The organism is Gordonia sp. LMA484 (assembly GCF_058129505.1).
This window is the reverse complement of sequence record NZ_CM176700.1, coordinates 1,860,212-1,886,051: the sequence shown is the minus strand read 5'-3', so window position 1 is coordinate 1,886,051 and position 25,840 is coordinate 1,860,212. Positions and strand designations below refer to the sequence as shown.

General features: G+C 66.6%; 25 protein-coding genes and 1 pseudogene. 9 read left to right on the top strand and 17 right to left on the bottom strand.

Annotated elements, in window-relative coordinates:
* Nucleotides 1-148: 148 nt before the first annotated feature.
* A complete protein-coding gene (locus AC4AMJ_RS08170) occupies nucleotides 149-1,045 on the top strand; it encodes a hypothetical protein (RefSeq protein WP_489917759.1) in 897 nt (298 codons plus the stop codon).
* Nucleotides 1,046-1,056: 11 nt separating this feature from the next.
* Here AC4AMJ_RS08170 and AC4AMJ_RS08165 read toward each other — a convergent pair whose 3' ends face one another.
* Nucleotides 1,057-1,650: an FKBP-type peptidyl-prolyl cis-trans isomerase gene (locus tag AC4AMJ_RS08165; RefSeq protein WP_489895752.1), complete on the bottom strand. Its 594-nt coding sequence runs from the start codon at nucleotides 1,648-1,650 to the stop codon at nucleotides 1,057-1,059.
* A gap of 114 nt (nucleotides 1,651-1,764) precedes the next feature.
* On the opposite strand from AC4AMJ_RS08165, the gene AC4AMJ_RS08160 reads away from it, so the two are divergent.
* On the top strand, nucleotides 1,765-2,202 hold the full coding sequence (locus AC4AMJ_RS08160; protein ID WP_489917758.1) for a VOC family protein: 438 nt from the start codon (nucleotides 1,765-1,767) through the stop codon (nucleotides 2,200-2,202).
* 523 nt (nucleotides 2,203-2,725) lie between these two features.
* On the opposite strand, the gene AC4AMJ_RS08155 is transcribed toward AC4AMJ_RS08160, so the two are convergent.
* The 3 genes from AC4AMJ_RS08155 to AC4AMJ_RS08145 all read right to left on the bottom strand — a co-directional run bounded on the left by AC4AMJ_RS08155 (nucleotide 2,726) and on the right by AC4AMJ_RS08145 (nucleotide 6,480).
* On the bottom strand, nucleotides 2,726-3,280 hold the full coding sequence (locus tag AC4AMJ_RS08155) for a DUF4334 domain-containing protein (RefSeq protein ID WP_489917757.1): 555 nt from the start codon (nucleotides 3,278-3,280) through the stop codon (nucleotides 2,726-2,728).
* A 48-nt stretch (nucleotides 3,281-3,328) separates the two neighbouring features.
* A complete protein-coding gene (ilvD, locus tag AC4AMJ_RS08150) occupies nucleotides 3,329-5,038 on the bottom strand; it encodes a dihydroxy-acid dehydratase (protein ID WP_489917756.1) in 1,710 nt (569 codons plus the stop codon).
* 314 nt (nucleotides 5,039-5,352) lie between these two features.
* Nucleotides 5,353-6,480 carry a carboxylate-amine ligase gene (locus AC4AMJ_RS08145; RefSeq protein WP_489917755.1) on the bottom strand — a complete coding sequence of 376 codons (1,128 nt, stop codon included), beginning with the start codon at nucleotides 6,478-6,480 and terminating at the stop codon, nucleotides 5,353-5,355.
* 67 nt (nucleotides 6,481-6,547) lie between these two features.
* Here AC4AMJ_RS08145 and AC4AMJ_RS08140 point away from each other — a divergent pair, with 67 nt between their 5' ends.
* The 3 genes and pseudogenes from AC4AMJ_RS08140 (at nucleotide 6,548) to AC4AMJ_RS08130 (ending at nucleotide 8,445) form a co-directional block, all read left to right on the top strand.
* Nucleotides 6,548-6,976 (top strand): type II toxin-antitoxin system Rv0910 family toxin, encoded by a 429-nt coding sequence (locus AC4AMJ_RS08140; RefSeq protein WP_489895740.1) that lies wholly within the window; start codon nucleotides 6,548-6,550, stop codon nucleotides 6,974-6,976.
* Nucleotides 6,973-7,922: pseudogene (locus tag AC4AMJ_RS08135) on the top strand (NAD(P)H-dependent flavin oxidoreductase). Before AC4AMJ_RS08140 ends, AC4AMJ_RS08135 begins: the two are co-directional and overlap by 4 nt.
* 67 nt (nucleotides 7,923-7,989) lie before the next feature.
* Entirely contained in the window at nucleotides 7,990-8,445 is a 456-nt protein-coding gene (locus AC4AMJ_RS08130; protein WP_489917754.1) for a nitroreductase/quinone reductase family protein, read from the top strand.
* A 6-nt stretch (nucleotides 8,446-8,451) separates the two neighbouring features.
* On the opposite strand, the gene AC4AMJ_RS08125 is transcribed toward AC4AMJ_RS08130, so the two are convergent.
* The 6 genes from AC4AMJ_RS08125 to AC4AMJ_RS08100 form a co-directional block, all read right to left on the bottom strand.
* The gene (locus tag AC4AMJ_RS08125) at nucleotides 8,452-9,174 is read right to left on the bottom strand and encodes a potassium channel family protein (protein WP_489917753.1); all 723 of its coding nucleotides are present in this window, start codon (nucleotides 9,172-9,174) and stop codon (nucleotides 8,452-8,454) included.
* An 80-nt stretch (nucleotides 9,175-9,254) separates the two neighbouring features.
* A complete protein-coding gene (locus AC4AMJ_RS08120; RefSeq protein ID WP_489895732.1) occupies nucleotides 9,255-9,533 on the bottom strand; it encodes a YrhK family protein in 279 nt (92 codons plus the stop codon).
* 60 nt (nucleotides 9,534-9,593) lie between these two features.
* Nucleotides 9,594-9,914 carry a hypothetical protein gene (locus AC4AMJ_RS08115; protein ID WP_489917752.1) on the bottom strand — a complete coding sequence of 107 codons (321 nt, stop codon included), beginning with the start codon at nucleotides 9,912-9,914 and terminating at the stop codon, nucleotides 9,594-9,596.
* 99 nt (nucleotides 9,915-10,013) lie between these two features.
* Nucleotides 10,014-11,690, bottom strand: a complete 1,677-nt coding sequence (locus AC4AMJ_RS08110) for a cation:proton antiporter (RefSeq protein WP_489895728.1) — start codon at nucleotides 11,688-11,690, stop codon at nucleotides 10,014-10,016.
* 67 nt (nucleotides 11,691-11,757) lie between these two features.
* Nucleotides 11,758-12,525 (bottom strand): CPBP family intramembrane glutamic endopeptidase, encoded by a 768-nt coding sequence (locus AC4AMJ_RS08105; RefSeq protein ID WP_489917751.1) that lies wholly within the window; start codon nucleotides 12,523-12,525, stop codon nucleotides 11,758-11,760.
* Nucleotides 12,526-12,633: 108 nt separating this feature from the next.
* Nucleotides 12,634-13,146, bottom strand: coding sequence for a flavodoxin domain-containing protein (locus AC4AMJ_RS08100; RefSeq protein ID WP_489917750.1), 513 nt, complete (start codon nucleotides 13,144-13,146; stop codon nucleotides 12,634-12,636).
* Between the two features lie 158 nt (nucleotides 13,147-13,304).
* On the opposite strand from AC4AMJ_RS08100, the gene AC4AMJ_RS08095 reads away from it, so the two are divergent.
* Nucleotides 13,305-13,736 carry a PPOX class F420-dependent oxidoreductase gene (locus AC4AMJ_RS08095; protein WP_489917749.1) on the top strand — a complete coding sequence of 144 codons (432 nt, stop codon included), beginning with the start codon at nucleotides 13,305-13,307 and terminating at the stop codon, nucleotides 13,734-13,736.
* 29 nt (nucleotides 13,737-13,765) lie between these two features.
* Here the strand turns inward: AC4AMJ_RS08095 and AC4AMJ_RS08090 are convergent, their stop codons facing one another.
* The 5 genes from AC4AMJ_RS08090 to AC4AMJ_RS08070 form a co-directional block, all read right to left on the bottom strand.
* On the bottom strand, nucleotides 13,766-15,400 hold the full coding sequence (locus tag AC4AMJ_RS08090; protein ID WP_489917748.1) for an alkaline phosphatase D family protein: 1,635 nt from the start codon (nucleotides 15,398-15,400) through the stop codon (nucleotides 13,766-13,768).
* 88 nt (nucleotides 15,401-15,488) lie between these two features.
* Nucleotides 15,489-16,445, bottom strand: a complete 957-nt coding sequence (locus tag AC4AMJ_RS08085; protein WP_489917747.1) for a M28 family metallopeptidase — start codon at nucleotides 16,443-16,445, stop codon at nucleotides 15,489-15,491.
* Nucleotides 16,442-16,753, bottom strand: a complete 312-nt coding sequence (locus tag AC4AMJ_RS08080; RefSeq protein WP_489895716.1) for a hypothetical protein — start codon at nucleotides 16,751-16,753, stop codon at nucleotides 16,442-16,444. The genes AC4AMJ_RS08085 and AC4AMJ_RS08080 overlap by 4 nt, the downstream gene beginning before the upstream one ends.
* A 7-nt stretch (nucleotides 16,754-16,760) precedes the next feature.
* Nucleotides 16,761-17,675, bottom strand: coding sequence for a zinc metalloprotease (locus AC4AMJ_RS08075; protein WP_489895714.1), 915 nt, complete (start codon nucleotides 17,673-17,675; stop codon nucleotides 16,761-16,763).
* A 9-nt stretch (nucleotides 17,676-17,684) separates the two neighbouring features.
* Nucleotides 17,685-19,721, bottom strand: a complete 2,037-nt coding sequence (locus AC4AMJ_RS08070; RefSeq protein WP_489917746.1) for a DNA/RNA non-specific endonuclease — start codon at nucleotides 19,719-19,721, stop codon at nucleotides 17,685-17,687.
* A 216-nt stretch (nucleotides 19,722-19,937) separates the two neighbouring features.
* Between AC4AMJ_RS08070 and AC4AMJ_RS08065 the strand changes: the two genes are divergently transcribed.
* Complete coding sequence (locus AC4AMJ_RS08065) at nucleotides 19,938-20,273, top strand: hypothetical protein (RefSeq protein ID WP_489917745.1); 336 nt, start codon at nucleotides 19,938-19,940, stop codon at nucleotides 20,271-20,273.
* Nucleotides 20,273-21,364, top strand: a complete 1,092-nt coding sequence (locus AC4AMJ_RS08060; RefSeq protein ID WP_489917744.1) for a DUF2332 domain-containing protein — start codon at nucleotides 20,273-20,275, stop codon at nucleotides 21,362-21,364. Before AC4AMJ_RS08065 ends, AC4AMJ_RS08060 begins: the two co-directional genes overlap by 1 nt.
* An 83-nt stretch (nucleotides 21,365-21,447) precedes the next feature.
* On the opposite strand, the gene AC4AMJ_RS08055 is transcribed toward AC4AMJ_RS08060, so the two are convergent.
* On the bottom strand, nucleotides 21,448-21,723 hold the full coding sequence (locus AC4AMJ_RS08055) for a DUF4242 domain-containing protein (protein WP_489895706.1): 276 nt from the start codon (nucleotides 21,721-21,723) through the stop codon (nucleotides 21,448-21,450).
* A gap of 134 nt (nucleotides 21,724-21,857) precedes the next feature.
* On the opposite strand from AC4AMJ_RS08055, the gene AC4AMJ_RS08050 reads away from it, so the two are divergent.
* On the top strand, nucleotides 21,858-24,428 hold the full coding sequence (locus AC4AMJ_RS08050; protein WP_489895704.1) for an ATP-binding protein: 2,571 nt from the start codon (nucleotides 21,858-21,860) through the stop codon (nucleotides 24,426-24,428).
* A gap of 61 nt (nucleotides 24,429-24,489) precedes the next feature.
* Here the strand turns inward: AC4AMJ_RS08050 and AC4AMJ_RS08045 are convergent, their stop codons facing one another.
* Entirely contained in the window at nucleotides 24,490-25,743 is a 1,254-nt protein-coding gene (locus AC4AMJ_RS08045) for a wax ester/triacylglycerol synthase domain-containing protein (protein ID WP_489895702.1), read from the bottom strand.
* Nucleotides 25,744-25,840 lie beyond the last annotated feature (97 nt).

Here is a 25,840-nt window from a genome sequence, read left to right as displayed (position 1 = left end):
GGCGTGTCTCGCAAATGCCCGCAAAGGGAATTGGGAGACACGCCGCAGCCACCGCGCCCGGCAACGGAGTGCGGCAGTGTGGGTACTGCCGCGGCCGTCCATGGGATACCGGTACACCGCCCGGCTTCGACCCGGTACAGATAGGGGTATGCCTGTGACGGATCTCGACGATGTGATCGACGAGTTGTATGGGTTCGCGCCCGGCGATTTTGTCCGCCGTCGGAACGAGTTCGCCAAGCAGGCCAAAGCCGACGGCCATCGCGAACTCGCGCAGCAGATCTCGGCGCTGCGTCGGCCGACCCAGTCGGCCTGGGCGGTCAATCAGTGGGCGCGGCGGGAGCCGGACGGTGTCGCGGCCATCCTCGATCTCGCAGCCGAACTGGTCGGCGCACAGCGCCGGTCGTCTGCAGATCGGCTGCGCGAACTGTCCGGTCGTCGTCAACGCCTTGTCGCCGACACCGTCGCCGAGATCACGCGCACCGCGCAGACGATGCAGACGACGTTGTCAGACGGGGCGACCCGCGAGATCACGCAGACGCTGCGGGCCGCCATCGCCGATCCGGAGGTGGCCGATGATGTCCGTCGCGGTCGCCTCACCGCGACAGCCGAGTACAGCGGATTCGGACCGGCCGGCGTCTTTGTCGTGCCCGAACCGGTTGACGTGCCCCCAGCCGAAGCGCGCGAGCATGCCACCGCGCAGGACGCCACCGACCACGACGACCGTCGCTCCGAACAGATCGCGGAAGCGGAGGCCTCGGTCGGCGAAGCGGCAAGAGTTGAACGCGCGGCCCGCGAAGCGCTGGCGGCGCTCGACGACGCTCTCACGGAGTCCACCGACCGCGCCGATGAACTCGGCGAACGCGCGGAGTCGCTCCGCGCCGAACTGGCCCGATGCGAGGACGAGCTCCGTTTTGCCCGCCGTGAGGTCGAGGTCCGTTCCGGTGAACAGCGTAGCGCGGCACGCACATGTGCCGAGGCCGCGGAGCGACTCGAGTCGGCGCGCCGCCGGCTCGCCGAGCTGTCTTCCGACGGCGGCGAGGGCTGAGTTCGATGCGGTCAGCTCTGCTGTGCGTCGAGGATCTTGATCGCGAACACCAATGTGTCGCCCTTTTCGATGCCGGCGTCGGGCTGGCCGTCGGGATAGCCGTCCGCCGACGTCATGGCAACCGCGACGGTCGAGCCCACCGTCTGCCCGGCAATGGCCTTCTGGAAGCCGGGCACGACGCCGTCGAGCGGGAAGTCGGCAGGCGTTCCGCGCTCATAACTGCTGTCGAAGACCTTGCCGTCTCGGCCGTTGACACCCATGTAGCACACGGACACGGTCGCGGTGTCCGCCACGACGGGGCCGCTGCCCTTCTGCAAGGTGTGGACCTCGGTCTCGGTGACGGAGAACGGGGTGGTGACGTCGACACGCGGCGCGGCCGAATCGGTCGATCCGGTGACCGCGATCTTGCCGGTGGCGCCGTCGAACTCCCATTCCGGATCGGTGGAATCGGTTGGTGCGGCGCTCGGACAGGTCGTGGACGCTGCGTTTGCCGACGTCGCGCCGTCCGCAGCGGTCGTCTCTGATGACGAATCGGTTGAACCGCATGCGGACAACGTCAAGGTGAGAACGACGGCCGACAGGAGAGCGCCACGACGGAGTTTCATGCCGACAACCTACCGAAGTCGGTGCGTCGCTCGACGGCGGACCGTGGTTGTCCTAGTTCGGTGCCACGATGGGATGACGCGAAGGTCAGGACAACATCATCGAGAGGGAAGCTGATGGCTCGGGAGATCCAGGTGACGTTCGACTGCGGCGACCCGGCGGCTCTGGCCGGGTTCTGGGCAGAGGTGCTCGACTACCGCATCCAGAGCCCACCGCCGGGATTTGATTCCTGGGACGCGGCACTGGACGCGATGGGGATTCCACCCGAGCGTCGCAATGACGCGTCGGCACTGGTCGATCCCGACGGCGCCGGTCCGCGGATATTCTTTCAGCGGGTACCGGAAGGCAAGGCCGCGAAGAATCGGGTGCACCTCGATGTCCGGGCCGCCCCCGGATTGGCGGGGGACGAACGCATGGCCGCGCTGGAAACCACGTGTTCGGACCTGCTCGCCCTCGGCGCGAGCCGTGTCCGGCGACACGAGCCCGAACCGCCGCTCCAAGGTGGGCACATCGTCATGACCGATCCGGAGGGCAACGAATTCTGCCTCGACTGAGCGGGAATCAGCTGTTGGTGGGTGATGGTGCCGGAGTAGTGGCTGCGCCTTGCATTGGTGGGTGATGGTGCCGGAGAAGCGCCTGCGCCTTGCATTGGTGGGCGATGGTGCCGGAGAAGCGCCTGCCCCGATCCCTGGGGAGCCCCGGAGCGCTAGCGGAGGGGCGTCACGAAGGGCGCCCTTCGTGACGCTTCGCTCGTTCCTCGCGAGGCTCCTCAGGGATCGGTTGGAGGGTGGTGGTCCTCTGGGGCCTTCGCGAGCTGGCTTCTGAGGGACGGGTTGGAGGGTGGTGGTCCTCTGGGGCCTTCGCGAGCTGGCTTCTGAGGGACGGGTTGGAGGGTGGTGGTCCTCTGGGGCCTTCGCGAGCTGGCTTCTGAGGGACGGGTTGGAGGGTGGTGGTCCTCTGGGGCCTTGGCAGGCTGGCTCCTGAGGGACGGGTTGGAGGGTGGTGGTCCTCTGGGGCCTTCGCAGGCTCGCTCCTCAGGGACCGGTTAGACGAGCTCGGGACGGTGTCGGTGTCGTGTCAGCGCAGGGCGAGTGAATCGTTGCGCTCGAGGAGAAAGAAGTAGGGTCGGTCGATTCCCTTGAGGTCCATCGCGCCGATCACCACATCATCGGACAGTCGGTGGAACACATCGTTGATGGGTAATTGGTCATAGACCATCGTCGCCGTATCCGTCCCCCGAAACCGGGTGGTCCGCAGGCGGGCCTTCGATGTCCGGGTCTGGTAGAGCAGTCGCGATGAGGCGATCGCGGTGCCGAGGGAGAGTTTCTTCACCTGGGGTACACGGTTGGCGAGTGGCACGCCGCCGAAGGCGAGCACAGGATTCATCGCCCACAAGGCGGACCCGTCGCGTGTGCGAAACAACAGCGGATGCACGGTTTCGGGATCGATGAACTGCTTGCCCCACCAGCCGCTGGCCGCCAGCAGTCCGTCGATCGGATGGTCGGTGGGCAGTTCCGCCCCGTGCCACGTGCCGATCACGAAATCCGGGTCGACGGCGTCGGAGGCGTCGAACAGATCGAGGGCCTCCGACGTCGTCGTCGGAACAGTCGGCATGATCTCCTGGAGGTTCATGACCATCAGGATACGTGCGATGTCACATGTCGCTGTCGGCGCGATCCGTCAGCGGCACACCGCACCCATCGACGCCGAGGTCACGAGTTTCGAGTACTTCGCCAGTACCCCGCGGGTGTAGCGAGGCGGCAACGGCGTGAACTCTGCTGCGCGCAAAGACAATTCATCCTCGTCGACGAGCAGGTCGAGCGTCCCCGTGCCCACGTCGAGCCGAATGCGATCGCCGTCACGCACGAGCGCGATCGGCCCGCCGTCGACGGCCTCCGGGGCAACGTGGCCGACGCAGAGTCCGGTGGTTCCTCCGGAGAACCTGCCGTCGGTCATCAGCAGGACGTCTTTGCCCAGGCCGGCGCCCTTGATGGCCCCGGTGATCGCCAGCATCTCCCGCATGCCAGGCCCACCTTTGGGTCCCTCGTAGCGGATGACGACGACATCCCCGGCGGTGATCGTGCCGTCTTCCAAAGCGTCCATAGCGGCGCGCTCACGGTCGAAAACCCTTGCCACACCTTCGAAGACATCGGAGTCGAAACCCGCCGACTTCACCACCGCCCCCTCCGGTGCCAGCGATCCACGCAGGATGGTGATCCCGCCCGTGGGGTGAATAGGGGAGGACGTGGCCCGCAGAACCAGACCATCCGGATCGGGGGGATCGATGTCGGCGAGGTTCTCCGCCACCGTCTTGCCGGTCACCGTGAGGCAGTCCCCGTGCAGGAGATCGGCGTCCAGCAACGCCTTCATGATCACCGGCACCCCGCCGATCCGGTCGACGTCGGTCATCACATGCTTGCCGAACGGTTTCACGTCGGCCAGATGCGGAACCCGCGATCCGATGCGGGAGAAGTCGTCGAGGGACAGCTCGACCTCGGCCTCATTGGCGATGGCGAGGAGATGCAGGACCGCATTGGTGGAGCCACCGAACGCCATCACCACCGCGATCGCGTTCTCGAAGGCCTCCCTGGTCATGATGTCGCGGGCGGTGATGCCCTTGCGCAGCAACTCGACCACCGCCTCTCCGCTCTCGCGTGCATACCGGTCGCGCCGTCGATCCGGTGCCGGCGGGGCGGCACTACCCGGGATCGACATGCCGAGCGCCTCGGCGGCGCTGGCCATGGTGTTCGCCGTGTACATCCCGCCACACGCGCCTTCGCCCGGGCAGATCGCGCGTTCGATGGTGTCGACGTCCTCGCGGCTCATGAGCCCGCGTGAGCATGCACCCACAGCCTCGAAGGCGTCGATGATCGTCACCTGACGCTCGGATCCGTCGGAGAGCGTGGCGTAGCCGGGCAGAGTGGATCCGGCATACAGGAACACCGATGCGAGGTCGAGTCGGGCCGCCGCCATGAGCATCCCGGGCAAGGACTTGTCGCAACCGGCGAGCAGCACCGAGCCGTCGAGGCGTTCGGCACTCATCACCGTCTCCACACTGTCGGCGATCACCTCGCGCGACACGAGCGAGAAATGCATGCCCTCGTGACCCATCGAGATGCCGTCCGACACGGAGATCGTGCCGAACTCGAGCGGGTAGCCGGCACCCGCGTGGACGCCTTCTTTGGCCGCTTTCGCCAGGCGGTCCAGCGATAGGTTGCACGGGGTGATCTCGTTCCAGGACGACCCGATGCCGATCTGGGGTTTCACCCAGTCGTCATCGCCCATCCCGACGGCCCGGAGCATGCCGCGGGCCGCGGTCTTCTCCAGGCCGTCGGTGACGTCGCGACTACGGGGTTTGATGTCGATGTCGGTGCCGGTTCGGTTGGTCATGTCGGCCACGATAGAGCCGTCGGCCGCGCTGTGGCGCGATTGTGCGGCCCTGACGCCGAATCGGGACTACAGATCGGTCACCGCGACCGCCTGGACCGCCGACGACGCAGCGTCGAGTCCATCGCGGTGATCCGGCCGTCCGAGGTGAACGCGATGTCCATGACCGACGTCCCAGTAGGTGCGGAAAAATTGCTTCGCGATGGGAGCGAAGACCACGATCGACCTCGCCGTACTGATCCTCACCTGCACCAACTCACGTGTGAAATCGCCTCAACCAGCCGACGCGGCAGCAAACTGGCGTCTCGAGGGCATGATCACCTGGTGAATTCGGCGATGGCGGTCTCGACGATGTCGAGGCCGGCGGCACCCGCCGCGAACTGCGCGCGCTGGCGGGAGGCGCCGTTGCCGTGCGAGCGGACACGCGCGAGATACGTCTCCACGAGCGTACGGTCGCCGGCGAGGTCGAGCGCCGGAGTCACGTCCTCGATGAGCGAGCCAACCAGGCTCTGCGTCGAAACCCGTTGCTGGGTGGACACATCGATCGCGTCGCCGTCGATACCGTCGTGTGCCGCCTTCCACAGCGCGGCGGACAGCACCTCGGCGTCGATGACCGGGGCGCTGACCCCCGCCGCGTCGTCGGACATGGCGGTGATGACCAGCGCACGCACGATCGCGGCCAGCCCGACCGCATCCTCTGCGCGCGGCTGCACATCGCCGACCCGGACCTCGATCGTCGGCAGATGATCGGAGGGGCGGATGTCCCAATAGACCATGTGGTCATCGAGAATCGCCCCGCTCGAGACGAGCATGTCGACCAGGGATTCGAAGTGCTTGCGCGAGCGCAGATGTGGCGGTGGGCCCGCGGCCGGCCAGCGCGACCACAAGATCGTCCGCCAGCTCGCATGCCCGCTGTCGGCATCCCGGTAGATCGCCGAATTCGCCGCCAACGCGAGCAGTATCGGCAACCGCCGGCGCAGGTGGTTGCTGACCGTGACCGCGATGTCGCGGTCGGGAACGCCCACGTGGACATGGCAACCGCTGATCCCCTGTTCGTGGGCGAGCATGCCGAAGCCCTCGCCGATTCGCCGATAACGCTCGGTATCGGTGATCGGGAGTTGATCGGGGACCGTCGGCGGTACGCCCACCGCGATGACACCGATCCCCACCTCGGCAGCTGCCTCCGCGACGACCGACCGAAGCCGCCGCAGCTCGGCGAGCACGTCGTGACTCGTGGAACAGGTCGAGGTGGCGATCTCCACCTGGCATGACGTCAGCTCCAGATCGAGGTCGACACCGCGGCGGGAGGCCGCTGCGGCCACGTCCCGATTGCGGCCCACCGGGTGGCCGGTCGCGAGGTCGACCAAGATGAACTCCTCCTCCACGCCGAACGTCGGAACCGCGGACTGGGTATCGTCGGCGGACAACGGGTCGGCGGGATTCATCTGCACATCGTACGTTCGAGACACCGGGCAAGCGTTCTCGTGCAGACGCGACGAAGGGGAGGGCCTGATGGCCGGAGTGGATGTGGGTGTGGAGTCGGACATGACACCCGAAGCGGCATGGGCGCTGGCGTCAGACCTGAGCCGGTTCTCGGAATGGCTGACGATCTTCGGGGGCTGGAAAAGCGACCTTCCCGACGAGATCGGTCGGGGCACCGAGGTGTCGTCGGTGATCAAGGTCAAGGGTTTTCGCAACGTCATCCATTGGACGGTGACCCATTACGACGAACCGGACGCCATCGCACTGTCCGGGCATGGCCGCGGTGGCGTACGCATCGACCTGACGATGAAGGTGATCGCCGTCGACGACGGATCGCGCTTCGATCTGAGCGCCGAACTGCGTGGCGGTCTGCTGAACGGCCCGGTCGGCAGACTCGTCGCGCGGGTGATCGAGTCCGATGTGCGGGCGTCCGTCGACAATCTGGCTCGGATGGGATGAGGTCGGGGCCCACGATCGCCACAGCCTGGTCGCACGGGTTGGGATTGCGAACGCCCATCGTCAACGCCCCGATGGGCGGGGTCGCCGGGGGACACCTGGCCGCGGCCGTCTCGGGCGCCGGGGGACTCGGCATGATCGGGATGGGTAGCGCCGCCACCGCCGCCACGTTGGCGCGTGAACTCACCGCACTCGGCGACGTGCGGCCCTTCGGCATCGGTCTGGTCGACTGGGTGTGCCGTGCCGCACCTGAGCTGCTCGACATGTCGATCGCGGCGCGCCCGACGCTGCTGTCGGTGAGTTTCGGCGACACCTTCGAATGGGTCGAGCCTGCGCACGCCGCCGGAATCCACACCGTCACCCAGGTCTGTTCCGCCGTCGAAGCGCAGCGAGCCCAGCACGCCGGCATCGATGTGGTGGTGGCTCGAGGCCTCGAGGGTGGCGGCCACGGCGATCCGCGCGAGCCTCGAGTACCGCTCCTCGACGCCGTGCTCGCCGCCGTCGACATCCCGGTCCTCGCGGCAGGCGGTATCGCCACCGGCCACGATGTCGCCGCCGCGCTCATGGCCGGGGCTGCCGGTGTCTGGGTGTGGGCACGACGTTGTCGGCATGTGTCGAGGCGTCCACCCCGGCGGTGGCCAAAGACCGATTACTTCGTGCCGTGCCCGAGGACACCGTGCTCACCCAGGGTTATGACCGCATAAACGAATGGCCATGGCCGCAGCGATTCCCCAGTCGGGTGTTGCGCAACAGGTTCACCGACCGCTGGTCACGCGACCTGCACGAGCAGGTGCTCGGTGATGCCGATCGTGCCGGCCTGCGTGACTGGGCGCCACCCGCGGTGGATGCCGGGATGGGGGTCGGCGCAATCGTCGCGGTCGAATCGGCGTCGGCCGTGATTGCGGGTATGACCGCTCAAGCTGCCCGCGTGATGGACAGCGGCGTGTGATCTCTCCATGATGTAGGCAGGTCTGTATCACTCCACGGCGACGCCAACGAGGATGGGAGACAATGACATGACTTTCTCGAATCCACGAGGAACCTACGGTGCCCGTCAGCCGCACGGCGCGGTGATGCGCTGGATGAACAAGATGATGGCCAAGCGTGCCGGCAAGTCCGGAAAGATGATGGGGATGCAGGTCCTCGCCCTGACGACCACCGGGCGTAAGAGCGGAGCGGAGCGCAGCACGCCGGTCGCCTGGTTTCCCGGGCCCGGCGACACGCGCTACATCGTCGCGTCCGCTGCCGGTGCGGCGAACAATCCGGCCTGGTACCACAACATCGCCGCCCATCCCGATCAGGTGAGCATCGAGGTCGGCGGACAGAAGATGCACGTGCACGCCGAAGAACTCCACAGCCCGGAACGAGAGCGGGTGTGGGCTGAGGTGGTGGCTGCCTCGAGTCGCTTCGGCGGTTACGAGACCAAGACGGACCGCACGATCCCCATCCTGGCGCTCACGCCCCGCGGGTGAGGGACGTCAGCGGGTGCTGACCGTCGTCGCCTCGACCTGCTCGGTCAGCCGGCCGACCTCCTGACGCAACTCTTCGATCTGCCGTGCGGTCGCGGCCTGCTGGGCGCTGTCCTCCTCGGCGACCTGTTCGACGATCCACGATGCGATGGTGGCTGTCACCACACCGATCAGACTGATGCCGCCGATCATCAGACCCGCCGCGATGAACCTGCCGGTCGTGGTCACCGGTGCGTAGTCGCCATAGCCGACGGTGGTGACCGTGGTCATCGACCACCACAGTGCCTCACCGAAGCTGTTGACCGTCGAGTCGGGTTGGCCGCGTTCGGCCTCCAACATCGCCAGCGACGCCACATAGATCAGAAGCGACGAGGTGACGACCGTGTACATCAACACCTTGCCGCGGATGGCGCCACCGACGGCTCGCTGCATGATCGTGACCATCGCCACCAGCCGGAGCAGGCGCAGCGGCCGGATCGCCGGAAGCACGACCACGGCGAACTCCACCAGATGGTGGAAGAACCAGTGAACCCGCCGTTCGGCGAGCACGAGACGCCCGAGGTAGTCGATGAGGAACAAGACCCAGGACGCGGCCATCACGACCGCGCAGATGTGCTCGGCGGCTCCTGACAGGTCCATCAAGACCTGGCAGCTGTAGGCGATGAGGAAGGCGAGGGCCACCCCTGCCATCGGCCATTCGGTCCGGCGCTCCCATTGTTGCTGCGAAACCATTCGCCTCACCCTAATGGGATGGCGGCTGTGTCATGCGGTGAGGCGAATCGCGCACCTGCGCCCAGGACTCTGGTGGCGGCTCAGTAGTCGGTGTCGGAATCGGTGCTGAGCTGTCCGCCACGCACACGCCGGAGGTGGATTCGGCGAGCCAGGCGAATCGCAGGCCGGATCATCAGTTCGATACTGCCGAGCAGAAAAAGCCAGGTGCCCGCGGTGGTTGTCGACTCATTGAAGAACAACACGCTGCCGATGACGAACCAGGCGGCGATCAGGATGTCGTTGACGATGCTGATCACCTCCCAGCGGTGCCGGATGATCAGTTCGTCGTGGCCGATGGTGAAGGTGAGCTGATTGCTCATTGCGAAGGTGCGCCTCCTTGGTGGTTCGGATGGTCGGTCATGTGCGATCACACGGCATTCTCAGGTCGTGGCGCCGCGGACGCCTCGGAAGTACGTTCGTAGTCCGACACCTGCAGCGGCGGCGCTGACACCGACGACCCCGCAGAACACGGGCGAGTTCAGCCGGGATCGCTCCGCGTACAGCAGACCCGATGCCGCGGCCACGTTCATCGACGCCCAGACGAGGTTGCGTGCCGGGGACGAATCACCCACCCCGGGCGGGTCGGAGAATGGCGTCGGGAACGGTGTGCCGGCGATGCCGTGTGCGAGATGAGGCACCACGTTGGCGGCGATGGCGCCGGCCGCGGCGCCGACCAGATGATGCGTCCAACCGAGCTGCACTGCTGCCTCCGGGGTCTGGGATGCGTGGCGGGTCCTCACTCAGGTCTACCGAACCGGCAGGCCGTGTACCGGCCGGGGCGGTGGGAAACGTGGTCGTTCTCACTGGTCGGATGGTCCGCGATCCTCCGGGTCGGACTCGCCCCCGTCGCCGTCGACGAGCCGACTGAGTTCGTGGACGGTGGCCTCGGCCGCGAGCGAAAACGGTTCGAGCACGGTGTCGGCACCCGCGGCTCGCAGCTGCTCGGCATCCCGCGGGTGATGGGCGGTCATGACGACGTGACCGCGGTAGGCGTGGTGGTGCAACGCGTGCAGCAGGGCGAGGTTGGCGTCTGTCGCGGGAATGGTGCTGATGATGAACTTGGCTTGTCCCAAGGGCAGGGATTCCAGGAAGTGGAGGTCGGTCGCGGTGCCGTACACCGACGTGATGCCCGGCCGGGAATTGGCCGCAAGTCGGTGCGGGTCGAAGTCGACGGCGAGGATCCGGTGGCCGGCCGCACTGAACTCGTCCGCCAGGTGGCGACCGAACCTACCGAGTCCATAGAGAATCGCGTCGATCTCCTCATCGCTTTCCGACAGTTCGGTTCGCCGCGCCGCGGTGCGATCGAAGATGCTCAACACGCGCTCGAGTCGGCGATAGAGCTGATGGGAGAAAAGCATCAGGTAGGTCGACCCCGCGATGGTGATGAGGGCGACGACGGTGATGAGGCTGGCCGTGGTGTTCGAGATATGGCCCAACCCGAGACCCAACGCGGCGAGGATCAGCGAGAATTCGGATACCTGTGCCATGGGCAGACCGGTCATGAAGCCCACCTGGGGTGGATAGCGCTGCACAGCCATGAGCGCCATGACGATCAGGGGTTTACCGATCAGGACGACGATCGTGAAGACGGCAACTTCCAGGATGTGCCCGGAGGCGTCGGCGAAATCCAGTCCGGCGCCGAGGTCGAGAAAGAAGAACAGCAACAGGAAGTCGCGCAGGCTCACCAGCCGGGCGCCCAGCGCATCTCGATACGGTGTGGCCGCGAGCGACACCCCGGCGAGGAAGGCGCCCACTTCCGAGCTGAATCCGAGACTGTCGGTGGCGGCGGCCAGCGCGATCGCGTAGGCGACACCGAACAGCACGAGGAGTTCCTGGGATCGGGCGACCTGGTGCAGGAGCCAAGGGAGGACGAATCGCATCAGCAGGCCGATACCGACGAGCAGGGCTATCCCCTTGACGAAGACGAGGGCCACGCTGGCCGCCATCGTGTCGTCGGTGTCCTTGCCGAATGCGTTGATCGCGATCATGACCACCACGACGACCAGGTCCTGCACGATCAAGAGGCCGACGGCGATCCGTCCGTGGAGCTGTTCGATCTCGCGCGTATCAGACAAGAGTTTGACGATGATGATCGTCGACGAGAACGTCACGGCCAGCGCGATGTACATGGCGGCGATGGCACTCATGCCGAACGCGATCGCGAGGAGATACCCGATCGCGGCGGTGAGCAACACCTGGCCGAGGCCGGTGATCAGCGCGACCGGACCGGTGCTGCGGATCAGGTGCATGTCCAGTCGCAGGCCGACGAGGAACAACAGGATGGCGATGCCCAGACGGGCAAGGAGTTCGATCGTGTCGTCGGTGACCACCCACCCCGCGCCCGTCGGACCCAGCACGATGCCGACACCGATGAACGCGACGATCATCGGCTGGCGGAGTTTGGTCGCGAGCAACCCGGCGGCCGCCGCTATGGCCAGGATGACCGCTATCAGAGCGAAGTCGTGCAGTGCCACCACGGGCCAACTCTTCCGTCGGACAGGTCCTCGACCCACCAAATCTATCGCGTGATGGATCGGTCTTCGGTCAGGCGCGGGACGTGGGCACGCTCGAGGTCTCGGCGTCGATGCGGGCAGGGGCAGTCATACGCCACGCAGCGACCGCCGCGAAGATCCCGACGAACACGATCAGGGTCGCCGGCGGGTCGAATGTCGGCGCTTGGGGCTGCACAAATGTGGAGAAGTCCCACAGCCCGTGCAGCAGCATCGGGGCGAACAACGAGCCGGTGAGTCGGCGGGTCACATAGAAGATCGACCCCGACAGGGAGGCGGTCACCACCTGGACGACCGTCTGCAGGACCGGTGCGCCGAGGCCGATGTTGATGAGATGAAAAGACCCGAACAGTACGCTCGTCAAAATCCAGACCCAACGCTCGGACAACGTCGACCGCAAGCCGACCAGCAGGAGTCCGCGCGACATCATCTCCTCGGAGAACCCGACCCCGACGCCGAGTACGAGCGCCGCCACCAGGAAGTCGGTCCCGAGTTCGCCGAAGTCGGTGGCCGCCAGGTTCACCCCGAGCAGTACGAGCATCGCGATCGGCGCCACCCACGCCCAGCGCAAAGTGGTGCGGGAGGCTTCGAACAGTGCCGGACGCCACCAACCCAGCACTGTCGCGATCACCGCCATCAACAGCGAACCGACGGCCAGTGAGACCACGGCGCCGCGCCAGAGATTGTCCGCGGAGTCACCCCACTCGTCGTAGGGAACTCCCATCGCCACCTGCACGATGAACACGGTCACGGCATAGAGCGCCCAGATCGCGATGCCGATCCAGACCTTCGGGGCGCGCACTGACGACCTGCCCTTCCTATCGACGGCCGACAAATCGCGCGGACCGACGGCTGACCGCTGTCTCCCACGGCCCGAAACGGTCGTCTCGGGCTTTCCGGTCCGTCAAACCTAGCGCGTGGTTCCCGATGGGGCGTCGCCGGAAACCGCGGCGGCGATCTCGCGTGCCCAGCTCTCGATGTCGGCGAAGTCCCGGCCGTCGACGTCCGGGACCCGCAGTAGGGACGCGACCAAGCGCTCGCCGACGTTGAGTGCGGAGCGATCGAGTTTGCCGGGAAACGTGCGATGTTCGCGCGCCCACGGAGCAGTCACCGGCGACCTCGTCGACTGGGTGTCATCGCCGATCGGGCCGCTCGAGAACAGCCAGACCGGAATACCGAGCAGGTGGTACTCCTCGTTGTCGATGAGTTTGCGTGCGTCTGAGAGCCAGCGGCCGAAGTAGATCCCGCTGCCGATGATCGCCGCATCGTAGGCGCCCACGTCGTGCACCTGTGCGGCATCGACGACGTCGATGTCGGAATCGAGTCCACGGTTCGTCAACTCCGTGGACAGGACGGCGCCGATCCGGGCTCCTATCTCTCGTGTGGCACCATGCCTGCTGGCGGTGGCCACCAGTACTCGCATCTCGACTCCTGGCCTCGGCGACGTTCCACGTCCAGTGGACAACGAATGATGTCACGGCACCAGAGGAGAGGGCCCCGCCATCGGGTGGGACGAAGGTCCTGCACGGACAACGTCCACCTCGGCGGAATGACTCGGTCGGTGCCCGGGTTGGCATGGACATGGCTGCCACAGATTTCGATCCGCGCACGCTCATCGCCGACACCAGGATCGGCGTCCTGGCCACCATCAGGTCGACCGGGGTGCCGCAGCTGTCGCCGGTGACAACGGTCTACGACCGGGACACCGACACCATCTTCGTCTCGATGACCGAGGGACGCGCCAAGACCGCAAACCTCCGTCGCGATCCGCGCGCGGCGATCGAGTTCACCGGGCCGGACGGCTACACATGGGCGACCGCCGAAGGCAATGTCAGTCTGATCGGGCCGGGTACGGATCCGAACGGACCCGTGGTGGATGCCCTGGTCGACTACTACCGGCGTGGCGCGGGTGAGCATCCCGACTGGAACGAGTACCGCGCCGTGATGGTGTCGGACCGACGAGTGCTCATGGCACTCGAGATCAGTCATGTCTATGGAGCCAAGCTGCGATGAGCGCAGGCCCGCCGGCGACGTCGGCGGCCTCAGTCGGTGAGTGAGCGTCTCGCGATCGTGGCGAGGCCCCGGTCCTCGGTTGGTTGTTCGAACACGACCTCGGCGTCACGGCCAGTTGTGCGCAGTGTCGCGATCGTGTTGCCGAACAGCGGCCCGGCGGTGTTCGCCCACTTCAGCGGCAGTGTGGGTGCGCCGACGTGCCGCGCCCATACCCGGGTCAGCCGCGCCATCCGTGGCGACCAGCCGTGCTGGAACACCGGCTTGACGTAGCCGGGCACATGATTGTGGACCGGCGAGCAGACGAGTTGATGGACCACCGCCGTTGTGCCGCCCGGAAAGTCGGCCCGCGCCGCATAGCTGTGGTGCACGTCGCCGGAGAGGACAGTGATCGTTGCCGGTCCGGATGATCCGCGGGCGACGCCGTGGATCAGATCGCTCAACCTCAGAAACGAGTTCATGAACGCCGGCCAGTGCTCGAAGTCGGTGGCGCGACGAATCTTCTCACCGATCCTGCCGCGCCGGCCGGGGCGGGCGGCCGCGATCTCGTTGATCGTCTGCAGGTCGCCGATCGCCGGCGGCATCAGCCACGGCAGCGACGAGCCCAGGATCAGATGATCGACCTGGTCCAGGTCGTTCGTGACCTGATCCTCGAGCCACCCGAACTCGCTGTCACTCAGCATCTTCCGATGTCGGCCGGTGAGAACGCGGCCGTTGCGTGAGTCCACCATGACCAGGCGATTGCGTCCCAGATCCCATCGATAGCTGAACCGTAGCCCCTTGTCGGCGGAAGTGTCCGAATCCGCGTGGTCGGCAAGATCGACCAGAAGGTCCCAGCAGTCGCCCTTGGCTTCGAGAATGCGCTGATAAGTGTCGTCGCGCGCGAGTTCGTCGGGGCTGAGATTGCCCAGGTGCTGATACACCCAATACGAGGCGAGTCCGGCGCGGATGCGATCTCGCCACCACGGTAGCTCCTGCATGTCAGAACGCCAGGAAGCCGACGTGTTCCAGTCGTCACGGATGTCGTGGTCGTCGAAGATCATCGCCGTCGAGACGGTGGACAGAATCCACTGGATCTCCCGATCGCCCCAGGTGTGTCGATAGAGGCCCTCGTACTCGGAGAAGCTGACGACCTCATCCGGCGGACGCTTCGCGCTTCTTCTGGGGCTGCGGTCGCGACCGGCGAGTCGTCTGCGGGCGTCCGGGGTCAACTCGTCGGCGTACACCTGGTCGCCGAGCAGGATCAGGGCGTCCGGCCACTCATCGGCAGGGTGTTCGGCCAGTCGCCGCGCGTAGCAGTCGAGTGCGTCGAGTCCGTTCTTCTTGTCCAGGGCGGCATCGCCGGATTTCGGGAATCGGCAGGATCCGAACACCACTCGCAGGTGGTCGGCGCGCGCAGGCCCCCGCGTACGGATCACGCTCGGCGGGTACGGAGAGGCGGGGTCGGGCCACACCTGTCGGCCGTTCAGATTCACCTGATACTCAGTGGTCGAATCCGGGGTGAGGCCGGTGACCACGACCAGCGCGTAGTGGCAGCCCTCGACGGCGAATGTGCGGGCACCACATCCCAGCACCTCGACGTCGGCCGCCTCGTCGGTCTGCACCCAGACTGTTGCGGTGGTCTCGCCGACATGGCGCAGGATCGGTCCGAGTAAGAGCGACGACATCGGTTCAGCCTAGTGCCATCGGCTGTGAGTGAGCCTTGTCGCTGACATGTTCTGAGTTCGCCGGCCTGACGAGCAGCGGTTCACGCCACTACACCTCGCGCGGGCGTCGCAGATGCGCTGCTGCCACGGCCAGATTCATCCTCAGAATGGCCATGGCCAACCCGACGTCGACCTTCGTGAGTACATCGTTCTCGGTGTGTACATCGGTGTTGGTGTCGTCGTCGGCCTCGATCGTGAGCACCGCGGGAAGCCCGGCGTCGATGAACGGGACGTGGTCGCTGGCGAACGGGTTCGTCGACGTCGTGACCGTGAGTTCTGTCCAGGTGGCAGCGGAGGTGGCGAGTTCGTCGATCAATGTCTGCGACGCCGGCGCGCCCTCGATCAGGACGCCGGGTTCGGCGGTGTTGCGTCGCGCGATCATGTCCATGTTGATCACTGCGGTGAGGCGGTCACGTTCGGTGTCCGCGAGTTCGTTCACATAGTCGATGCTGCCGAAGAGTCCTTGCTCTTCGCCGCCGAACAGGATGAACCGGACATCGTTGCGCCAGGTCTGGCTCGTGAGCACACGCGCAAGTTCGAGTACCCCCGCGGACCCGCTCGCGTTGTCGTCGGCGCCCGGGGCCGGCAGATCCGCGCCGTGTCGGTTCACCGAATCCAGATGTGCGGAGATCACGACCAGGCCGCGGTCGTCGCCGGTTCCGGGGTACTCGGCGATGCAGTTCTCGCTGTGCCCGCCCGGGATGGCGAATGTTGTTCGGGTGATCCGACATCCGAGGTCGGATAGGACTTCGGCGACTTTCGTCAGGACTTTCCGGAACTCCGGGCTCGCCGAGTGCCGCGTGATCGGTGCCGCGATCTCCGCATGGGTGGCGGTGTAGCGCTCGGCCGACAGTTGCTCGAGCAACGCCGCGGTGACGTCGTCACGTTCGCGGGCCACCGGGCTCGGCCGGACCAGCTCCGAGGTCGCGCGAAGGGCCGCCGCTTGTCGGCAGCTGTGTGCAGACGGGCCCAATTCTGTTGTCGCGGTGTCGGATGGAGTGGTCACTGGTCGTCCCGCGGGTCGAGTTCGAGGCGATCGGGTCCGAGGTGGACGAGTCGCAGGGTCCGGGTGGACCCGGCCGGGTCGCTGATGTCGAGTCGTTCGAGATTGTCGTCGGCCGTCCAGGTCCCGGTCGTGGGCTCGGGCGCATCGCCCCGTCCCAGCCCGAACTCGGTACAGGTTCCGTCGGTCTGCAATTCGATACCGCGGCGCCCGCGGGCGGGTGGGAAGTCGAAACCGTCGGGCCGGTACACCCGGATGTGATCATGGTCCTCCTCGAAGGAGTGCCACCATCGTCGGCACAGTTCGCTCATGTGCGCCTCAGACGCCCGACCACAACGGCTTGCGCGCGTCGTGCAGACACGCGCGCATCCGCGCGACCTGCCCGGCGGTGAACATCACCATCACATCGTCGTCGACGTAGTCCATGTAGTCCATGAACAGGTCGCCGTTCGGCCCGTTGTGACAGCTGACCTTGGGAAACGTCGGCTTGCCGACGTTCTCCGATCCCTGATTGGGCGTGTCGTCGACCTCGTCGGAGCCGCCGCAACCGGTGCCGTCATCGCCCCAGATGTGGAACAGGTTGAGGTAGTGGCCGACTTCGTGGGTCGTGGTACGCCCGAGGTGGAACGGCTGCGTGGCCGTACCGGTCGTGCCGAATGCGGTGTAGGTGATCACCACGCCGTCCGTCTCGGGCGGGCCGCCGGGAAACTGTGCGTAGCCGAGCAGACCGCCGGAGAGTTGGCACACCCAGATGTTCAGATAGCGATCTGCCGGCCACGCGTCGGCGCCGCCCGAGGCGACCGACTTGACCGCGTCATCGGTGCCGAAGGTGTTCCGGCCGGTCTGGGTGCGCGTGATGCCGTCGGTGGGGTTGCCGTCCGGGTCGATGGACGCGAGATGGAACTCGACCCGCGCGTCGGCCACCAGGGGTTCGAACACGTCCGGTACCGAGGACACATCGGGATTCGTGGCGCGATAGTCGCGATTGAGGACGTCGATCTGACTGTGGATCTGGTCATCGGAGATGTTCTGGACGGCAGTACGGTGCACCACGTGGACGACCACCGGGATCTGCAGGATCTCGTCGGTGGTGCGTTCGAGGCTGACGAAGCGGATGGTCTCGTTCTCGAGTGATGAGCGCGCGGCACGATACTGTGCCGACTCGGTCAGCAGGCGGCGGTGGATCTCCATCGTCGCGCACTGGCGCACGAGGGGTGGTTCGATGCTGGTCATGATCTTTCCTTAGCAGAGGATGAGGTCTTGGGGGCGGAGCAACTCACGTGCGTCGCCCGCCGACTCCAGGTGTTCCAGTGGGTCGGCGGCGACGTACTGGCCCAGACCGAGTCCGGTGAGGTCGCCGATGCGGCGAACCGGAACCTGATAGGTCCGGTAGGCGCCGTAGGAGAATGCTTCCGGACCGGCAGCGAACTCCTCGAGCAACGCTGCCTGGCTCAGGAGATAGCCGGTGGACGCCTGGGTGCCGTCGGCGGTGACAATGGAGACGACCTTCCAGAACTGTCGGGGGAGCGCTATGCCCCGGTAGGGCGGGTCGTCGTCGGCGAGTACCGGTCCGGTGAACACGCTGACCTTCAGGCCATGGGCGGCGCTGTTGCGGAGAACGTAGTCCTCCAAACCCAGCCAGAGTGTCCGGCCTGCGTTGAAGTCGTGGTGTTGTGGTGTGCAGTTGGTGAAGTGGAAGGTGTCGTCGTTGGCCGCCTTGGCATTCGGGCCCCACGCCGGATCGAGGCGACGGACGAGGTGTCCCCGGTCGAGGTCGTTGTTCGTGTAGACACTCTCATCGGTCTGCTCGTCGGCGGGCAGCCGCGGATCGCGGATCCAGCGGTCGCTCTCGCGTCGAATGTCGGCGGCCTGATTTCCGTCGATGTTGACCGCGGTGAACAGTGCCATCCGCCTGCGGCGGTTCATCACCACGCTGTAGTGGTGATAACGCAGTTCGCCGGAGGCGACGTCGACCAGGTCTGCGCCGACGGTCGGTAGCGGCGCCGAGGAGCCCAAGAACATCGGGTCGTACCCTTCGCGCGCGGAGTAGTCGGGGTCGATGGTGACCGCCTCGGCGACAGCGGGTTCCGGAACCGTCGTCGGTACCGCTCCCGGTGCGTACGGTTCACCGAGGCGCACGGTGACCTCGATCGGCACCCGGAGGGTGACGGTCCCATCGGGCGCGGGTGGGGTCACGGTTTCCGGTGCTGTGCGCGGCTGCACGGTCACCGGGGAGTGCGACGCAGTGGGCGTGACCGGAACATCGTTTCGGCGCAGTTCGTCGACCAGCTTCTGTTGATCAGCCGGGAATGTCCTGGCGGAGATGAAATCCAGGATGCTGCTCACCCGGACTCCTTCGTTCAGGAAGCCGCCGAACTCGGTTCGCCCGGGCGCGGGCACGCTGGCGTGGTGAAGCGCGACGACCTCCCACTGGTCGTTGAACACGGGGGATCCCGACGAGCCCGGTTCGGTGTCGGCACTGTAGTGGACGAAGCCGGCGGGAATGTCGACGATCTTGTTCTCGCGCAGCACGATCTGCTTCTTGCGCCCACCCGGATGTTGCACGATGGTGATGTACTCGCCGATGATGACCGTGCCCTGGTCCGCGGTGAGGTGGTTGAACCCGTACTGGCGAAACAGGTCCGGGTCGCCCGCCACGGCCACGAGGGCGAAATCGTGTTGCCGGTCCGCGAGGAAGAACCGGTCGGGATCCAAGCCGAAGGTATGCGATCTCAGCTCTGTTCCGCCTGGTCCGTCCTGGTAGTCGAACTCGATCCGACTCGTGCGAGCGGTCTGCGCATCGGGCAACACGTGGTGGTTGGTGAGCAACAACGTGGGGGAGACCATCGAACCCGTACCGTAGCCCTGCAATCGACCCGACATGACACCGATCTGGACCCGGCCGATCGCGCGGCTGGCGAGAACGCCATCGTCGAGGTAGCGCACACCGAGGAAGTCGGCGGTGTTGATGATCTTCTCGAGGTCCGCCCCGGGGAGGTCCATGATCGCGGCAGCCTGCTCGACGCCATCGGTCACCGATGGCTGCGGACTGATGATCGTGTCGGCGGGCGTGTAGTAGTTGGCGATGCGCGCCAGTCGCTGCGTGATACGTTCTGGGTCATCGGCTTTCGCAAGTCCGTCGGCCTCGACGAGAACGCGGCTGTGCTCACCTCGCGGTCTGGCGCGTTCGCGGAGTCGACGTTCGGCGGCCGCCACCTGGAGATCGTGTTCGTTGTCGAACGCGGACGGATGCGCGGGGATGGGCGAGATGATCGTCATGGCGGTACCTCGGCTCGCTGGAGTCCAATGAGATCGTGACAAGTATGCGATGGGCGCCGTGAACGCCGCGTGGGTAGCTGGCTACTCCAATTACGTACGTGCCGCAGAACCGATCGATCGAGTAGTACAGGCCGAGGCCGCGGTCTTGACGCATGCGGCCCCGGGCCCTGCAATCGGATGAGACATCCCACAAGCCGACAGGAAAAGGGAGAGCTGATGTCCAACCGCCAGTATTCCGCCGACAAGACCGCCGTCGAACGGTTCGGTGCTCCGGTGACGATCGACGAGCACACGACTTTCATCCCCGTCTCACGCCGCGGCCTGCGGGGCAGGCCCGTCGCAGTGGGCGCCTTCACCGTGACCGACGGTGCCACCACGTGGACCCCGATCGTCGATGGTGGACGAGTCGCACTGATCGGAGTGATCACCGGCCTCGTCGCGGCAACGCTCGGTTCGGCCGCGGTCCTGCGGCAACCACCGTGGCCGCGTCTGACGAATGTGCCGCACGCCGTCCACAAGTCGGGCGTCGGCCGGCAGGAGAGCGGAGGGTGATGGCGACGACATATGCGCTTGCCGAGCTGTATCGCCGTTTCGGAGAGACCGAACCAGCCGACGGTTCGGCGCTGTACGCGCGGATCGCGACGGCGGTCAGCAGGTCCGCGGCGGCACTGCGCGCCATCGAGGCGGCACCGGCTCGCCGACGTCGCCCCGCCGTCGTTCTCGCCGTGCTGCACGATCTGGCGCTGAGCGGACACGCCCCCGCACTCGCCGATGCGTATGCCACCGCCGACGGGGATGCTGCCGCCGCCGCGGCGATCGACACTCTGGTGCGGCTGGACGACTCCGTACTCGCGGCCGCCGCGCGCCGGACGATTCGGAGCGGCGAGACCGGTCACTGCGCCGTGCTCTACCCCGCGATCGCCGAGGCGGCGCGCCGCACCGGCGCAGCCAGGGTCGGGCTGATCGACGTCGGCAGGTCCGCCGGACTGGATCTGAATGTCGATCGCGTGAACGTCAGCTACAGCAACGGGCAAACGCTCGGTGTCCTGTCGTCACCGGTACAGATGACCGCATCGATCGTGGGGGACAAGGGTGTTCCGGCGACGCCGATCCCCGAGGTCGTTTCGCGGATCAGAGTGGATGAGGATCCGATCGATGTCACCGACGAAGGTGACACCCGCTGGTTGCGTGCCTGCCTGCCACCCGATCAGGCCGACTCTGCGGCGAGGCTCGACGCGGAGATCGCAGTGGCGGCAGAGACACCGCCGCTCCTCGTCCGAGGTGATGCGGTCGACGTGCTGTCCGACGCCATCGCCCGCGTACCCGCGGACGCCGTGCCGGTCGTCATGACGGCCTGGGCACTGTCGCAACTCAGTGTGGAGGGTCGTCTGCGTTTCCTGCAGAGTCTGGATGGGGCAGCAACCGCGCGGTCCGTTGCCTGGGTGTCGGTGGAGGGTGTGGGAGTCGCGCCATCGATACCGACATTCGGTGACCGTCACGCCTCTGGTCACAGCATCATCGGTCTGGCGATCGTCGAGCATTCCTGCCTGCGGAGCGAGGCCGTCGGCCGCTGTTGGTCGAAGGGCCGCGTGCTGGCGTGGCTCGCCCGTCACGAGGACGCCTCGGACGCCGCTGGTCTGTAGCCCGCACCACCACAGCACACCCGCGCTCCACTGTGGCTTTCGGTGGCCTCGTGGAGCGCGGGTTGTGCCCTTGCGGTCAGCCGTCAGCGATCAGCCGTCTGTGGGCCGAACTCGGACGACACCTCGGTGACCGTGGTGCACGGGAAGCCGGCGCGGCGTGCATGCTCCCAGACGCTGGCCTCGTCCGCGGTCTCGTGAACGCAGTAGACCTTGTCGCCCGCTGCGAAGCTGGTGATCCATCGATACGGAACGCCGAGGGTTTCCACGGTCGCGTTGGACGTGCGCGCGATCTCCGCGAGCGCGGCGGTGTCGAGATCCTTGGCGCCGGGGAATTCGCGTTCGATGACGAAGGTTTTCATGGTCGGTTTCCTTGTTCTCGGAGGGTGGATGTACTCGACCAGCGTCGTCCTCGGCGAACATCCCTCACATCGGGAGTTGCTCCCCATCTTCGGTGGTCTTGTGTGCTGGTCAACGCGATGCCTATCGTCTATTCGTGGCCCTCATCGAGCGCGACGAAGAGCTGACAACGCTCATGGCACGCGCCGATCGGGCACGTGGCGGTGAAGGCGGTGTCGTGATGGTGACCGGCGAGGCCGGCGCCGGCAAGACAGCGTTCGTGGAAGAGTTCGTGCGGCAGTCCGCAGGTGACCTTCGGGTGTTGTGGGGTGCCTGTGACCCTTTGGAGACCCCGCGGCCGCTGGGCCCACTCTTCGACGTCGTCGACGCCCTCTCCCCGGAGACCCGCGAGACGTTGCGCGGGGCCGAGCACGCCTACGACATCTTCGACGCCGTGACGCTCGATCTCGCGTCGACGCCGACTCTGCTGGTCATCGATGACGCGCACTGGGCTGATCAGGGCACCACCGACTTCCTGCGGCACATCCTGAGGCGCATCCGCGACTTCACCACCCTGGTGGTGATCACCGCGCGTCGTGACGAGGCTCCGGGACAAGCCGATGCGGTGCGACTCCTCCTGGGTGACGTCGCGCGCTCTTCGTCGGCCATTTCGATTCCGGTACAACCACTGTCGGTCGACGGTGTCACGCAGCTCATCGGCGACCGTCACCTCGATGCGACGACTCTGCACAGACTCAGCGGCGGAAATGCCTTCTTCGTCACCGAATTGCTGGACCACGACGGCGACGACCTGCCTGCCACCGTGCGCGACGCGATCCTGGCTCGCACCGTCGGGTTGGACACCGGCTGCTGGGACGTGCTGAACCTGTTGGCATGCTCACCGGGCGCCGTACCAGGCCAGGTGATGGCGACGCTGGGCGCCAGCGGTGAGGCCTTGGCGCGCCTGAGTGCTGCGCATCTGGTCCGCAGCACCGCGCGTGGCGTCTCGTTCTGGCACGATCTGTGCCGCCTGGCGGTCGTGGACGTGATACCACCGGGCGCCGAAGTGGGCCTGCACCGGCGCTTGATCAGCGCGTACGACGCCGTGGGAGATCCCGATCCCGCCACGATCGTCCACCACGCACAGGGTGCCGGGGATCATGCCCGTGTGCGTGCCGCTGCTGCTGCGGCCGGACGCGCCGCCGCTCGCTCGGGTGCACATCGCCAGAGCGCGGACTTCTTCCGGACAGCTCTCGCAGTCCAGGATGGCGCCGGCGCCGACGACACCGAACTGTTGGAGTTGCTGGCGGCGGAGTTCTACCTGATCGATCGGCTCGAGGATGCGATAGATGCGTGCGAGCGGGCGCTCGATCGCCGTCGCGCGGCCGGCGACGTGCCCGGCATGAGCGCCGACCACAACGCACTGGCAATCTATGAGTGGTACAACGCCAATCGCGAACGCGCCGATCACCATGTCGCCCAATCGATCAGTGTGTTCGACGGGTCAGACCAGGTTGCCGCCCCCTTGGGTCATGGATTCGCGATGCGGGCGTTTCTTGCACTGCACTCGGCCTCCGTCGCCGTGGCACGCGAGCACATCGAACGTGCTCGCCGCGTATCCGAGGTCGTCGGCGAGCCGGGGCTTCGCGCACGCATCGAGATCATCGACGGTATGTGCGACGTGCTGGCCGGTGTGCCGGGTGGTCGCCAGCGCATCTTGAAGGTCCTCTCCCACGCTCCCGAACACCTGGATGAGATCCATTCCAGCGGCTACAGCAATCTCGCCTACTTCGACGTCGAGCAACGTCGCTTCGACGAGGCGGCGGATCTGCTGGCGATCAGCATCGACATGACCATCGACAATGATCTCCCGGTGTGTCGTGTGTGGCAGTTGGGTGCCCGCGGTCGCCTCGAATTCCTCAGCGGCCGTTGGGATGAGGCCCTGGAAGACTGTGCGGTGGTGCTCGATGGACCGTCGGCACCGCTCGCTCGGCCCTGGCCGCTACTCGTCCGTGGTCTCGTCGCCCTGCGTTCTCGCGGCGAGGGTGGCGACGAGTTGGATCGGGCGTGGGAGTTGAGCGTCTGCTACGGAGGGCCGTTGCGCATCGTCCCGGCGGCGACCGCGCTTGTCGAGCGTATGTGGCTCACCGGCTCGGCGGATGCGAGGAGCGGTGAGTTCGCGCACCTTGCTGCCCACGGAGGCGACGGATTGCAATGGGGAAGAGGAGATCTGGCCGTCTGGCTGGGGCGCGTGGGGGTCGAGGTGCAGCCGGCCGACATGGCACCGCCCTACGCGGCCTATGTCGCCGGCGACATCCTCGGAGCCGCCCGAATGCTGCAGGAGCGTGGTCTGGAGTTCGATGCGGCGGTGGCCTTCACCGAGACCGGAGATCCGTCCTGTGTCAGCAAAGGTCTCCTGACACTCGACAGGCTCGGCGCCCACGCGACGGCCGGCAAGATCCGACGGGATCTCCGTTTGAACGGAATGACCGCGGTCCCCGCGCGACGGCGGTCTGCGACCGTGGCCAACGCGGCGGGGCTGACCAAGCGGCAGGTCGAGGTGCTGGCATTGATGGGCGAAGGTCTCACCAATGCTGAACTGGCGGAACGCCTCTATCTTTCGGAGAAGACGGTCGATCACCATGTGTCGGCCATCCTCACCCGCCTCGAGGTGCCGAACCGGCGTGAGGCGGTCCGCCGCGGGCGGGAGGTCGGCGTCATCGATTGACTGCTCGCCAGAACTCCGGGAATCGAGGTCGGGCAGCAGGTTTCGGCTGTCGCCGGGCCGTTCAGTGGGGGTGGCCCGGAGCGAGCGTGGTGACGGCGTTGACCTCTGTGTTCAGGGCATCGGCGAGGGTGTCGGCAGGGATTGCCGCGGCGGTGTGTGATCCGAAGGACAACACGCCGGCATACGACGCGGCGACCACGCTGATCCGGACGTTGCCGCCGAGCATCCCTACGCCGTGCATCTCGAGCAGGGGTGCTCCGTCGAACGTCAGTGTCTGTTCGGGTCCCGGGACATCACTCGTGACGAGGCCGATCCTGCGCTGGTGTCGGCTGTAGCGGTCGAACTGTCGCATCATCCAACGGCTGTTCACCGGTGGGAAGGTGCCGGCACGATGCGCGTCCGCGATGGCCACCGCTGCCACCCTGTGGATCTGGCGGATTCGTTCGGCGCGATCGTCGATGCGCAGCGGGAGGGGCACGATCGCGGACCCGATCGCGTTGCCCTCGCCACCGCGGCGGCGCAGTGCCACCGGAACGGAAACGGTCACCGACGCAGGTGGATTCTCACCGAGGGAGCCGAGGACCGTGCCCACGGCCCCCGCCACCACGGCCAGGACCCCGTCGTTGATGGTGCCTTGGGCCGTGGCCACACCGGCACGGAAGGCAGCGAGATCGACGTCGGCGAATCGAACCGCGCGAGGCCCATCGGTGGGACCGAGCAGCACGCTGGAGGTCGGCACCTTCGCGCCGGTGGCCACGCGCCACAACTGCCCGAGGCGACCGTGGCCGCCGGCCGTCGCATCCGTCGCATCTGTCGGTCTGACTCGCGCGGTGAGGGACGTCGTGTCAGCAAGTGCGGCAACCCCAACGGCCGCGGCCAGCCCGTCGGCGACGGCGTGGTGAATGCGGATGACGATGCCTGCGCATCCGGGACTGATGCGAGGGACCAGGAGAATCTCCCAGAGCGGATGTGCGTGGTCGAGGCGACGGGCGATGCACGCCGCACAGAGGTCGGTCAGGCTCGTTGCGTCGACCGAGCGGATGTGATGGGTCGGCTCGATCGTGGTGTCCTGCCATCGCCACACCCGTCCGGACCTATTGGCGAGCTGTCCGAGTCGGGGTACGGCCTCGGCGCGGGTGATGAGAACATCCCGTGCGCGGTCCAGATCGACGGTGCCGTCCGGCAGGACGAATCCGCCCGGCCCGAGGCGACCGGCCAACATGAACGTGTTGACCCGATCCTCGGTGTCGAACACCAGATTCGCGACGTCGGTGGGGGAGATGACGTCGCGGCTCGGTGGACGCTCGGTGGTCACCGTTCGATTGTCCATCAATGCCCGGCCCCCCGGAGCAGCATCGCCGTCGGACGGGGCGCGCAGTGGCAGCCGACGTCGGGATAGCGCGCGATCTCCC

Excerpts from the sequence above, each read along its gene's own strand:
- AC4AMJ_RS08125 (WP_489917753.1), bottom strand. The coding sequence starts at position 9,174 with ATGGTTTCGCAGCAACAATGGGAGCGCCGGACCGAATGGCCGATGGCA.
- AC4AMJ_RS08080 (WP_489895716.1), bottom strand. The coding sequence starts at position 16,753 with ATGAGCGAACTGTGCCGACGATGGTGGCACTCCTTCGAGGAGGACCAT.
- AC4AMJ_RS08065 (WP_489917745.1), top strand. The coding sequence starts at position 19,938 with ATGTCCAACCGCCAGTATTCCGCCGACAAGACCGCCGTCGAACGGTTC.
- ilvD (WP_489917756.1), bottom strand. The coding sequence starts at position 5,038 with ATGACCAACCGAACCGGCACCGACATCGACATCAAACCCCGTAGTCGC.
- AC4AMJ_RS08095 (WP_489917749.1), top strand. The coding sequence starts at position 13,305 with ATGGCTGCCACAGATTTCGATCCGCGCACGCTCATCGCCGACACCAGG.
- AC4AMJ_RS08100 (WP_489917750.1), bottom strand. The coding sequence starts at position 13,146 with ATGCGAGTACTGGTGGCCACCGCCAGCAGGCATGGTGCCACACGAGAG.
- AC4AMJ_RS08070 (WP_489917746.1), bottom strand. The coding sequence starts at position 19,721 with ATGACGATCATCTCGCCCATCCCCGCGCATCCGTCCGCGTTCGACAAC.
- AC4AMJ_RS08155 (WP_489917757.1), bottom strand. The coding sequence starts at position 3,280 with ATGAACCTCCAGGAGATCATGCCGACTGTTCCGACGACGACGTCGGAG.
- AC4AMJ_RS08130 (WP_489917754.1), top strand. The coding sequence starts at position 7,990 with ATGACTTTCTCGAATCCACGAGGAACCTACGGTGCCCGTCAGCCGCAC.
- AC4AMJ_RS08170 (WP_489917759.1), top strand. The coding sequence starts at position 149 with ATGCCTGTGACGGATCTCGACGATGTGATCGACGAGTTGTATGGGTTC.
- AC4AMJ_RS08055 (WP_489895706.1), bottom strand. The coding sequence starts at position 21,723 with ATGAAAACCTTCGTCATCGAACGCGAATTCCCCGGCGCCAAGGATCTC.
- AC4AMJ_RS08060 (WP_489917744.1), top strand. The coding sequence starts at position 20,273 with ATGGCGACGACATATGCGCTTGCCGAGCTGTATCGCCGTTTCGGAGAG.
- AC4AMJ_RS08090 (WP_489917748.1), bottom strand. The coding sequence starts at position 15,400 with ATGTCGTCGCTCTTACTCGGACCGATCCTGCGCCATGTCGGCGAGACC.
- AC4AMJ_RS08160 (WP_489917758.1), top strand. The coding sequence starts at position 1,765 with ATGGCTCGGGAGATCCAGGTGACGTTCGACTGCGGCGACCCGGCGGCT.
- AC4AMJ_RS08140 (WP_489895740.1), top strand. The coding sequence starts at position 6,548 with ATGGCCGGAGTGGATGTGGGTGTGGAGTCGGACATGACACCCGAAGCG.
- AC4AMJ_RS08165 (WP_489895752.1), bottom strand. The coding sequence starts at position 1,650 with ATGAAACTCCGTCGTGGCGCTCTCCTGTCGGCCGTCGTTCTCACCTTG.
- AC4AMJ_RS08120 (WP_489895732.1), bottom strand. The coding sequence starts at position 9,533 with ATGAGCAATCAGCTCACCTTCACCATCGGCCACGACGAACTGATCATC.
- AC4AMJ_RS08075 (WP_489895714.1), bottom strand. The coding sequence starts at position 17,675 with ATGACCAGCATCGAACCACCCCTCGTGCGCCAGTGCGCGACGATGGAG.
- AC4AMJ_RS08145 (WP_489917755.1), bottom strand. The coding sequence starts at position 6,480 with ATGAATCCCGCCGACCCGTTGTCCGCCGACGATACCCAGTCCGCGGTT.